At 60.6% G+C, this 8,415-nt stretch carries 7 protein-coding genes; 3 read left to right on the plus strand and 4 right to left on the minus strand.

The features are described 5' to 3' along the window. The first annotated feature begins 60 nt into the window (after positions 1 to 60). Positions 61 to 1,515: an NAD-dependent succinate-semialdehyde dehydrogenase gene (locus tag A9762_RS25035; protein ID WP_069344694.1), complete on the plus strand. Its 1,455-nt coding sequence runs from the start codon at positions 61 to 63 to the stop codon at positions 1,513 to 1,515. Positions 1,516 to 1,559: 44 nt separating this feature from the next. Here the strand turns inward: A9762_RS25035 and A9762_RS25040 are convergent, their stop codons facing one another. From A9762_RS25040 to gabT, 3 genes are all read right to left on the minus strand, one after another. Next, complete coding sequence (locus A9762_RS25040; RefSeq protein ID WP_069344695.1) at positions 1,560 to 3,140, minus strand: PucR family transcriptional regulator; 1,581 nt, start codon at positions 3,138 to 3,140, stop codon at positions 1,560 to 1,562. A 75-nt stretch (positions 3,141 to 3,215) separates the two neighbouring features. Beyond that, positions 3,216 to 3,887 (minus strand): haloacid dehalogenase type II, encoded by a 672-nt coding sequence (locus A9762_RS25045; protein WP_240493709.1) that lies wholly within the window; start codon positions 3,885 to 3,887, stop codon positions 3,216 to 3,218. A gap of 78 nt (positions 3,888 to 3,965) precedes the next feature. Further along, on the minus strand, positions 3,966 to 5,258 hold the full coding sequence (gene gabT / locus A9762_RS25050) for a 4-aminobutyrate--2-oxoglutarate transaminase (RefSeq protein ID WP_069344697.1): 1,293 nt from the start codon (positions 5,256 to 5,258) through the stop codon (positions 3,966 to 3,968). 432 nt (positions 5,259 to 5,690) lie between these two features. Here gabT and A9762_RS25055 point away from each other — a divergent pair, with 432 nt between their 5' ends. Together A9762_RS25055 and A9762_RS25060 are read left to right on the plus strand one after the other, a co-directional pair. Continuing rightward, complete coding sequence (locus A9762_RS25055; protein WP_240493710.1) at positions 5,691 to 6,977, plus strand: MFS transporter; 1,287 nt, start codon at positions 5,691 to 5,693, stop codon at positions 6,975 to 6,977. A gap of 22 nt (positions 6,978 to 6,999) precedes the next feature. Continuing rightward, a complete protein-coding gene (locus tag A9762_RS25060) occupies positions 7,000 to 8,142 on the plus strand; it encodes a branched-chain amino acid ABC transporter substrate-binding protein (RefSeq protein WP_069344699.1) in 1,143 nt (380 codons plus the stop codon). Between the two features lie 206 nt (positions 8,143 to 8,348). On the opposite strand, the gene A9762_RS29485 is transcribed toward A9762_RS25060, so the two are convergent. Then, positions 8,349 to 8,402 carry a hypothetical protein gene (locus A9762_RS29485; RefSeq protein WP_139133394.1) on the minus strand — a complete coding sequence of 18 codons (54 nt, stop codon included), beginning with the start codon at positions 8,400 to 8,402 and terminating at the stop codon, positions 8,349 to 8,351. Positions 8,403 to 8,415: the final 13 nt, after the last annotated feature.

An 8,415-nucleotide genomic window follows, 5' to 3' on the forward strand; every position in this document is an offset into this window, starting at 1 on the left:
GCCGTGCCGCCGGCCGGTCGGCGCTCACCGTTTGCGTTTCACGTATAACGGCAGGTCGACATGATTTCTCTGCAAGACCCCTCGCTGCTCAAGCAGCATGCGTTCATCAACGGCCTTTGGCTTCCCGCGCAATCCGGCGAAACGCTGCCGGTCATCAATCCAGCCAACGGCAAAACCCTCGGCACGGTCCCCAACTGCGACGCCAGCGATACCCGAATGGCCATCGAGGCCGCCGAGCGCGCGTTGCCGCAATGGAGCCGCCTCACCGCGCATGAGCGCGCGGCCAGACTTCGGGTCTGGCACGACCTCATGATCGAGCACGCCGACGATCTCGCCTTGATCATGACGCTGGAGCAAGGCAAGCCGCTCGCCGAGTCGCGCGGCGAGATCCTTTATGGCGCATCGTTCGTGCAGTGGTTCGCTGAGGAAGGCATTCGCGCGTACGGCGAGACGATCCCCGCGCAGCAGCCCGGGCGTCGCATCATCGTTCGCAAGATGCCCGTTGGCGTGTGTGCTGCGATCACGCCGTGGAACTTCCCCAACGCGATGATCACTCGCAAGCTGGCGCCCGCGCTCGCGGCGGGATGTACGGTCATCGTCAAACCCTCCGAACTCACACCGTTCTCGGCGCTGGCGCTGGCCGTGCTCGCCGAGCGCGCCGGCATCCCCGCCGGCGTGATCAACATCGTTACAGGCATGCCACAGGCCATCGGCGGCGAACTGACCGGCAACCCCACCGTTCGCAAGCTGACATTCACCGGCTCGACGAACGTCGGCAAGCTGCTGCTGCGTCAATGTGCGGATACCGTCAAGCGAGTCAGCATGGAACTGGGCGGCAATGCGCCCGTGATCGTGTTCGACGACGCCGATCTCGACAAGGCGGTCACCGGCGTGATGCTGAGCAAGTTCCGCAACAGCGGTCAAACCTGCGTTTGCGCCAATCGCATCTACGTGCAGGCCGGCATCTACGATGTCTTCCTCGAAAAATTGAAGACCACGGTCAATCAGTTGCGCCTCGGCGTCGGTGTCGACAAGGGCGTGACGGTCGGACCGCTGATCAATCAGGCGGCCGTCGCGAAAGTGTCCGCCCACGTCTCGGATGCCGTCGCAAAAGGCGCTATTCTGGTCACCGGCGGGGCTTCGTCCGAACTGGGCGAACAGTTCTTCCTGCCGACCATCCTGAGCGGCGCGACAGACAGCATGCGAATTGCCGCCGAAGAGACGTTCGGGCCGGTCGCCGCACTCTTCAAGTTCTCCACGGAAGAAGAAGTGATTCGCCGCGCCAACAACACGCCGTATGGCCTGGCCGGCTATCTCTTCTCACGCGATCTGGCAAGAGTCTTCCGCGTCGGCGAAGCGCTGGAGTATGGAATGGTCGGCATCAACACCGGCGTGATCTCGTCTGCCGTGGCACCGTTTGGCGGGGTCAAGGAGTCAGGACTGGGTCGAGAGGGGTCTCACCACGGTATCGACGAGTTTCTCGAGTCGCAGACGTTGCACCTCGATGTCGACTAACTACGTCGCATCGTGAGAATGGCGCCTGAAACAGGCGCCATTTTTTATCTCTCGGAGATGATTTTGTGGAGTGCCACCGCTACCTGAATCTCGAAGCGACTGTCTTGCCGCTCCAGCGTCGTGCCTAGCATCGATTCAATGCGCTCGACGCGATACCGTAGCGTACTGATATGCACGCCGAGTCTGCGAGCAGTGTTGGCCAGTTGGAAGCCTTCGGCACAAAGCGCCTCGACCGTTTCCATCAGCGCCTCACCCTTCTTGTCGGCGAGCAGAGGACCGATACGGCTGTCGACGAACAACTCTCGTGCGCCTGGATCGCCCATCAGCGCGCGCGGGAACATCACCTCGTGGAAATGATGCACCTTGCCGGGCTTCAACAAGGGGAGCAACGACTGCACATCCTCGCCGCCTCGGGCCATTCCAATCACCCCCGAATGCTCGCGGCTCACCGCCAATGCCGCGCCACGACTGCCGAGAACGCGCCAAAGCGGTTCCGGCTCATGATGCGACTGAAGGAAAAAGGTGATCTGATTGAGCGAGACCAGAACCAGCAGGGGCTGCTCGATGCCCTCCAAATACTTGCGCAGCCGCTCCACCCACCGCTCCCTGCGCAGAAACCCTTCCCGCGACAACGGCAACGGCTCGTCGAGCAACACCAGACAAACCCGGTAATTGCCGGCCGGATCCCATCCACTGAGCCGAGCCCGCTCCAGCGCGGACGGCGTCTCTTCGAATTTCCCTTCAAGTAGCGTTCCCACGAGGGCATAGCCGAGTCGCTCCTCCTGGAGATGCAATGCCCGCATGTGCGCCAGATGCAGCGCGGCAATGATGGAAGCGTGTTCCGTCGCCCGGATATCCAGTTCACCAAGCTCGCAATCGCCTTCGTCGACAAACACGATGGCGGCGATTTCTCCACGGATGCGAATCGGGCAACCAAGCCGCCGGGGAACGCCGACTTCCCCCTGAGCCTCGACCAGGATGGGATCCACGCTGTCCTGGATGCGGCGCAGGATGATGCGATTGTGCAGAAGCCGCATATAACTGCGCTCTCTGGCACTGACGTCCGCGTCGGAGGTCTTGCGCTCACTGGTGCCCAGCAGCAGCCCGTCCGGATCCACGAAATTGACGGCCCGGTCGAGCAGTTCGCCCAGCGCGCACGCCAGATCGCTCAGCGTATTGGCCGTCAGCGCAGCATTCGTCAGTGCGCGGTGAATTTCGTAAGAGCGCTGGATAAGTTCGCTTTGACACCGGATGATGCTGGAATGAATGTGCTCGGTAATCGCACTGAACGGAACGTCCCAATCCAGCTCCAGCAGCGGCAGACCAACGTCATTCGCCTCCTCTCGCGAGGCGTCGGGAAAATGCGTCAGAAATTTCGGAACGGCAAGAACGACGCCGGCCAGCCCTCGCTCGGAGAGTGAACGAATCATTGCGCGTTGCTGTGCGTCGTCCTTCGGCCAGTTATAACCGGTGCTGAGCAACAGATGTCCGGGCTCGACCCATGCCGCGATATCCGGGTGATCGACGATATGCACCCACGTGATGTCCCTGTCGATGCCCGACATACCGGCAACGATGTTTGCCCCTCGCAGCGCAGTATGCTCAAGTGCCGTCGAAATGTTCATGGTGTTTCTCCGACACGATGACCCGAACGATGGATTCGCGTGATGATCGCGAAGAAGCGCATGATGCGCAAGCCCTCATTCGTCCAGAATAGCGTCGGCAAATGAGCGCAAATCTGCAAACTCGGCATCCGGGACGGCTACCGCGCGAGGCACTGCCCCGTACCCCGGACGTCCTTGTCGCCGGTTGATCCACACCGTTTGCAGCCCGACCGCCTGGGCCGGAACGTGATCGTGGAAGAGACTCTGCGCCACGTGCAGGACTTCATTGCGAGGCTTGCGCATGCGCCCCAGCGCCACGTGGAAGTTGTTCAGTGACGGCTTGTAGCTTCGCGTTTGCTCGGCTGTCACGACGTAGTCGAACTCGACACCGATGTGCTTGTTCGAAAGCGCGAAGAATTCATCGTCGCCGTTCGTGATGACAGCGAGCTGGAACCGGCGCTGGAGCGCCAGCAAGGCGTCTCGCGAGTCGGGAAACGCCGGCCAGTCGCCCACGGAATGCGAAAAACTCTCCAGTTCCTGCTCAGTGGGCGTGAACTCGAGATCGCGGGCGATTCGCCTGAGCGACTCCTCGAGGATCTCCCGGTAGGTCAGATAGGGCCCCGCCTCCAGCGCAGACTCATGCCACGCATGTTTTTCTAGCAGTGCATCGCAGGAAAGTGCGTGACCGTGGGATCGCAAGATGGGGTCGAGCGCGTCGAATATCCCCGTCTCCCAATCGATCAACGTTCCGTACACGTCGATCGTCAAGATGGTTTTGTCTGCGAATCGACGTGATGTTTCACTTGTCATGGCAGGTCTTCACTGGCGTATGCGGGGCCGCAGGCATCAAACCGAGCGGGCTTTCTCGATGGCCTTGTCCAGAATCTCGATCGCCTCGCCGGCATCCTCGGCGGACGTGTTGAGCGGCGCAAGCAATCGGACGTTATTACGGTGAACGCCACATTTGATCACGAGCAAGCCAAGTTCGCGTGCTGCGTCGATCACTCGCTGCGCGAATGCAGCGTCCGGCTGTCGCGGGTCCTGCTGCTTCACGAATTCCACGGCAAGCATAGCGCCCACACCGCGAACCGTACCAATCTCGGCGTGTTTCGCGGCAAGATTGTCGAGACCAGCGCGCAACACTTCGGCCAGTTGTCGCGCTTGCGCGAGCAGCCCTTCGTTTTCAAAGAGATCGATGACAGCGAGCGCTGCGGCACACGCCAGGCCATTGCCCGCGTACGTTCCGCCCAACCCACCGGGTTCGGGGGCATCCATCATCTCGGCGCGTCCCACGACGCCCGAGATGGGGAAGCCGCCGGCCAGGCTTTTCGCGACGGTCACGAGATCCGGCTGGATGCCGGCTTGCTGGAACGCAAACAACTCGCCGGTACGACCAAACCCCGTCTGAATCTCGTCGGCGATCAACACGATCCCGTGCTTCGACGTCAACGCGCGCAGCTTCTGAAGAAATTCGCTGCCGGCCGCAATGAACCCGCCATCGCCCTGAACCAGCTCGAGAATGACAGCGGCCACGCGATCCGGAGAAATTTGCGTCGCGAAGAGGTCTTCGATTGCCTGAATCGCGTCATCGGCCGAAAAGCCACGGTAAGGATCGGGATAAGGCGTGTGATACACGTCGCCGGCGAACGGGCCGAAGTTCTGCTTGTACGGCGTGCTCATGCCGGTCAGCGTCATACCGAGCAGCGTTCGACCATGGAAGCCACCGCGAAACGCGATGACGCCCGGCGCATTGCGATAGGAACGCGCGATCTTCACGGCATTCTCGACCGCTTCGGCGCCCGTGGTGAAAAACACGCTCTTATAGTTTTCCTGTCCACCGATCAGTTCGTTGAGCTTGGCGGCCAGATCGATATACACATCGTAACCGGCGACCTGAAACGCGGCGTGCGTGACACGCTCCAGTTGCGCCTTCACGGCCGCCACCACTTTCGGGTGGTTATGGCCGACGTTCATGACACCGATCCCGCCCACGAAATCCAGATACCGGCGCCCACTGGCGTCCCAGACGTGGGAACCCGAGGCCTTCTCAATGAACAAGGGGTGAGCCGTCGCGACGCCGCGCGCCACATGTTGCGTGCGCGCTGCTGCGAGCACTTCGTGTTTGGTGTTGTTCGACATAGTCCTCTCTCGGTCCGAAGCACGATGGCCATGAAAGCCAGATCGCTTCCTCTGGATGTTAGGGCGCTGACAGCACAGCGCTCTACCTACGAGACATAGGAATTTTCCATGCCCTATCCCTACGCGCGACGCAGGTCTCTCCGGCCCAGCCCGAACCGGCAAAAACGCGCGGTATGTCGAAAGTCGGACACCTCCCCTCCATTCGCCAGAAACGTCATATCGAATTCGCAGGAAAACCCTGAAAAATCCTATGGGAACTGCGAGGTGCCACTCGCGACTTCCGACAAAACGTAGATAGGAATGCACATATTGGCGCTATTGAATGGAAGACAGCTCGCATACAGGGCAATACGAGCGAGACGGACGCCAGTCCTTTCGCCGACTTCCAACTCACCGATATAGGCAGGCAAAATGGAGATCGCAGCTAGCACCATGTCGGACTCTCACGACGAAGCAAAACGTCGGCGCAGAGCCATTACGGCAACCATCCTGGGAAACGGGTTCGAGTGGTTCGACTTCATGGTGTATGGCTTTTTTGCCATCACCATCGGTCAACTATTTTTTCCGACCGGCGACGATCTGACGTCGCTGCTTCTGTCAGTCGCGACATTCGGTGTCGGATTCGTTGTGCGCCCCATCGGCGGGATTCTGATCGGGATGTACTCCGATCGCGCCGGGCGTAAGGCCGCGCTTTCCCTGACCATTCTGTTGATGGCCGGCGGCACCGCCCTGATCGGGCTCGCCCCCACCTACGATCAGATCGGCATCGCCGCCCCGATCCTCATCATTCTGGCTCGCCTGATGCAGGGCTTTTCCGCCGGCGGGGAAATGGGGAGCGCAACGGCATTCCTGACGGAACATGCCCCCGCCGATCGGAAGGGCTACTACTCGAGCTGGATTCAAAGCAGCATCGGCTTTGCCGTCGTGCTCGGAGCGCTTGCGGGCACCCTGCTTAGCCTCTACCTGTCGCCGGAAGCGATGAAATCCTGGGGCTGGCGCGTCCCCTTCCTGCTCGGGATTCTGATCGGCCCGATCGGCTTCTATATTCGTCGGGGTGTCGACGAAACTCCTGCGTTTCTCGCCAATCAGGGCAAAGTGAAAAAGCCGCTTTCGGAAGTCCTTACGACCTTTCCGCGCGAGACGTTCACCACGTTTTCCATGGTCATTCTCTGGACCGTCTGTATTTACGTGCTGCTGTTCTACATGCCGACGTACGCCGTGAAAACGCTCAAGATGCCGCAATCGATGTCCTTCATCGCAGGTGTCATCGGCGGACTCATCATCACGGTGCTCTCACCGTTCGTGGGCGCGTGGTCGGACAAGATCGGACGCCGCAAGCTTCTCGCTTATAGCTCCGGCGGCATCCTGCTGGTGGCGTACCCAATGTTCGCGCTGATCGTCTCGCACCCGACCCAATGGAGTCTCGTCATCTTTCAGGCGGTCTTCGGCGTTCTGATTGCCGGATACACCGGCCCGATTCTTGCCGCTTTCTCCGAAATATTCCCGTCGCGTGTGCTCTCCACGGGGCTCTCGGTCGCCTACAACATCGCGGTCATGACGTTCGGCGGCTTCGCCTCACTCATTCTCACCTGGCTGATCGCGACCACCGGCAGCGCCATGGCCCCCGCCCTCTACGTCATCGCTGCCGCCACCGTAAGTTTCCTCGGCGTCTTGCTGGGATTTCGCGATCGCAGCGCCGACGCCTCCCTCGTTCGATAACACCCCTATTGGAGATGCATTGATGAAACTTCGTCTTTCCCTGACCGGCGCGGCCGCCGCCGTGGCGCTGCTCGGCGCCTCATCCGCCTATGCACAGGCTCAAGAAGTCAAACTCGGTTTCGCCGGCCCGCTGACCGGCGCGCAGGCCCAGTACGGCAAGGACATGCAGAACGGCATCGTGCTCGCCATCGACGATTACAACGGCACCCATCCCAAGATTGGCGGAAAAGACGTCAAATTCGTACTTGAATCGGACGACGACCAAGCCGACCCTCGCGCAGGTTCGCTCGTCGCGCAGCGTCTGGTGGATAACGGCATCAAGGGAATGCTCGGTCACTTCAATTCCGGCACCAGCATTCCGGCGTCGGCGGTATACAGCCGCGCCGGCATTCCACAGATCGCCATGGCGACAGCACCGGAATACACGCGTCAGGGCTTTAAGACCACATTCCGGATGATGACGTCCGATACCCAGCAAGGTAGTGTGGTCGGCGCCTATGTGGTGAAGAAGCTGGCGGCAAAACGCATCGCGATCGTCGACGACCGCACGGCTTACGGGCAAGGTCTCGCTGACGAGTTCGAAAAGGCGGCCAAGGCCGCCGGCGGGACCATCGTGCGACGCGAGTTCACCAACGACAAAGCCGTCGACTTCAAGGCCGTGCTGACCAACCTCAAGCGACTCAATCCCGATGTGCTGTTCTACGGTGGCGCAGAAGCCCAGTCAGCACCGATGGTTCAGCAGATGCGCGAACTCGGCATGCAGGCCACGCTCGTTTCCGGCGAGATGTCCAAGACGGATAACTTCATTCGGCTGGCAGGGAAAGCCTCAGAGGGCGCCATTTGTTCACTCGCGGGTCTGCCTCTCGAACAAATGCCGGGCGGCCCTGCCTACAGTCAGCGTTATCAGAAGCGTTTCGGCAGTTCTGTGCAGACGTACTCCCCTTATGCCTACGATGGCGCTATGGCAATGATGAAGGCGATGGTTCAGGCGGGGTCGTCCGAGCCGGCAAAGTATCTGCCGGTGCTTGCCGCGACATCGATGACAGGTGTCACGGCACAACGCATCGGCTACGATTCGCACGGCGATCTCAAGGAAGGGGGCATCACGATGTACAAGGTCGTCGGCGGAAAATGGCAGCCGCTGGAGAGTATTTCCGGTAAGTAATCCCGGCACCGCCCTGTCGGCTGATCTGGCTGATTTGGCGGTGCTCTCACACGCTGACGGTAAAAGCATGGCCCCGATCTGAGTCACTCCCCAATGATGATTGCCATCCTTGGGGGTGCCCGGATCGGGGCCATGTTTCTTCATTTCGCACTAGTTTTTCCCTGAGGGAAGGTCCCGTGAAAGCAACCCTCCCCCTTTTACCTGCGCTACTCCGCAGACTCCCCGAGATACGCCGCGCGCACCTTCGGATCGTCGAGCATGTCCTTCGCGTCG

It is taken from the genome of Pandoraea sp. ISTKB (genome assembly GCF_001721285.1).
Taxonomy (GTDB): Bacteria; Pseudomonadota; Gammaproteobacteria; order Burkholderiales; family Burkholderiaceae; genus Pandoraea; species Pandoraea capi.